The organism is Halolactibacillus halophilus (assembly GCF_900115605.1).
GTDB classification, from domain to species: Bacteria; Bacillota; Bacilli; order Bacillales; family Amphibacillaceae; genus Halolactibacillus; species Halolactibacillus halophilus.
This window is the reverse complement of record NZ_FOXC01000081.1, coordinates 1-2,209: the sequence shown is the minus strand read 5'-3', so window position 1 is coordinate 2,209 and position 2,209 is coordinate 1. Positions and strand designations below refer to the sequence as shown.

Here is a 2,209-nt window from a genome sequence, read left to right as displayed (position 1 = left end):
CCTCAAGACGCCCTAGAAAAAGGTCTAGTTGATGAAATTATGTTTGAAAATGAAATCAAACTCACAGCAAGTGCTAGTGTTTCAAATTTAATACCTCAAGAAGTTATAGATGGTATTAGACAAGGTAAATTAAACAAAGTGCCAGGTGAATCTGAACAGCCGTTGGATAAAGAAACTGTAAAGAATATGTTTGCTGAGTTTAAGAAAGAAATATTGAATGAATTAAAAGAAAATAATATTAATCAAAATGAACCTACACCAACTGCAACAAAGCAGTCAAAACGAAAAGGGTTCATTTTTTAATTTTAAAAAATATTGGAGGAATGAAAAATGACAATTAATTTAAAAGGTAAAATGGATAATTTTCAAGCGAAAAAAGAAGCGTATATGGAATTGGTCAAAGCTGAAGAACAAGATCAAGAAAAACTTGCAACTGCATGGGATGAAATGCAGACGGCGCTCGCTGAAGATTTAACAGAGAAGATTACTGAAGAAGTACGCACGCAACAAATGGATGCGCAGATTTTATCATCCCGAGGTCAAAACGTTCTTACTTCTGAAGAAAAAAAGTTTTTTAATGAAGTTGTGACATCAGGTGGTTTTAACGAGGATTCTATCTTACCGGTTACTACACAAGAGCGTGTTTTTGAAGATCTTGTGGATGCACATCCATTACTTCAAGCAATCGGTCTACGAGATCTAGGAGCTGTAACGCGATTTATCAAATCAGACCCAACTAAAGCATACGCTTGGGGACAACTGTTTGGTAGTATTAAAGGAAAAGTTAGCTCAGCGTTTAGCGAAGAGCAAATCGGTCAATTGAAATTAACTGCATTCGCTGTGATTCCGAAGGATATGTTGGAATTAGGTCCTGTTTGGGTGGAGCGTTATGTTCGTACTCTACTAGTTGAATCTTATTCTGTAGGCTTAGAATATGGACTGGTAAACGGTCGTGGACCATCTCAAAACGAACCTATCGGACTAATGAAAAATGTTAATTCTGAAAACGGAGCTGTTACAGAAAAAACGTCATCTGGTACTCTTACTTTTGCGCCATCAGAAAAAGGTGAAATTGTAGCTGGTGAATTGCATGACGTGATTAAGGCTCTATCAACAGATGCGTCTGGTAAGTCTCGTAAAGTTTTAAATAAAATTGTGATGGTTGTAAATCCGACTGACGCTATTAGTGTACAAGCGAGAAATACTATTCAAACAGCTAACGGACAGTGGGTTACTTCTCTACCTTATAACATTAAAGTTGTAGAGTCAGAAGAGATTCCAGAAGGTAAATCATTATTCTTTGTGAAAGATAAGTATCTTGCAGCGGTTGCGGGTGGGTATAAAACAAATAAATATGATCAAACACTAGCTATTGAGGATGCTATGCTTTACACAATTAAGCAGTTTGCTAACGGTAAGCCAGAGGATAATAAAACAGCGTTGCTATATGAGTTGAATATCCAGTTCAATACTAGTGATAATACAACAACAACTACGACTGGCGCATAATGGGGTGATGTGATTGTTAGAAATCACGCAGACAATTGTAGATGAATTTAAAAATAGAATGCATATTTCCCATAGTGGAGAGGATGACAATTTGAGACGATTGTTGTCCTTTTCTGTTTCGGCAATAAACAGCAGTTGTGGTGAGTTTGATATTAACGGTACAACAGATATTGATAATCGAGCTAAAGAATTGGTGTTTGAGCGTACGCGATATGCTTACAATGATGCGGTTGAATATTTTGATGACAACTTCTTGAGTGACATTCTTAGCCTTGGCTTAGATATGGAGTTTGCAAAAGAGGATACAACAACCACTACCACAACAATAGGGGGTGTCTAAATTGCGGAAATTCGAATATAAACCACCTCGATTGCATTCTGGTCAATTGCGGACACCTACTACTTTTTATGAATACGCACCCAAAACAGGACCAGAACCGGGTGAACAAGAAAAGAAAACGTTGTATGAATGCATGGCTAAGATTGACGAAGTGTGGATGAAAGATGTTGAATTGGCCAAGTCAAATGGCACATTATCCGATATCACAATTATTATTCGGGATCCCATGCAAGATTATATCCCAACAGATAAGCACTATATATCAATTGATCATCCGCAATATTTAGGAAATCGTTACAATGTGAAGCACGTTCAACCAGACCCGCAAAACAATCGTTTTATTAATGTCATTGCGGAGCT

General features: G+C 37.2%; 3 protein-coding genes and 1 pseudogene. All 4 read left to right on the top strand.

The window, feature by feature from the left end:
* Positions 1-303 (top strand): annotated as a pseudogene (locus tag BM098_RS13535) (head maturation protease, ClpP-related); the annotation flags it as partial.
* Positions 304-330: 27 nt separating this feature from the next.
* Positions 331-1,509, top strand: coding sequence for a phage major capsid protein (locus BM098_RS13165; protein ID WP_089834109.1), 1,179 nt, complete (start codon positions 331-333; stop codon positions 1,507-1,509).
* Between the two features lie 58 nt (positions 1,510-1,567).
* Positions 1,568-1,849: a hypothetical protein gene (locus BM098_RS13160; protein ID WP_089834111.1), complete on the top strand. Its 282-nt coding sequence runs from the start codon at positions 1,568-1,570 to the stop codon at positions 1,847-1,849.
* A gap of 1 nt (position 1,850) precedes the next feature.
* The coding region (locus BM098_RS13155) for a phage head-tail adapter protein (RefSeq protein ID WP_089834108.1) at positions 1,851-2,209 on the top strand (359 nt) is incomplete at its 3' end.

Coding starts and splice junctions, on each gene's coding strand:
- BM098_RS13165 (WP_089834109.1), top strand. CDS start 331: ATGACAATTAATTTAAAAGGTAAAATGGATAATTTTCAAGCGAAAAAA.
- BM098_RS13160 (WP_089834111.1), top strand. CDS start 1,568: ATGCATATTTCCCATAGTGGAGAGGATGACAATTTGAGACGATTGTTG.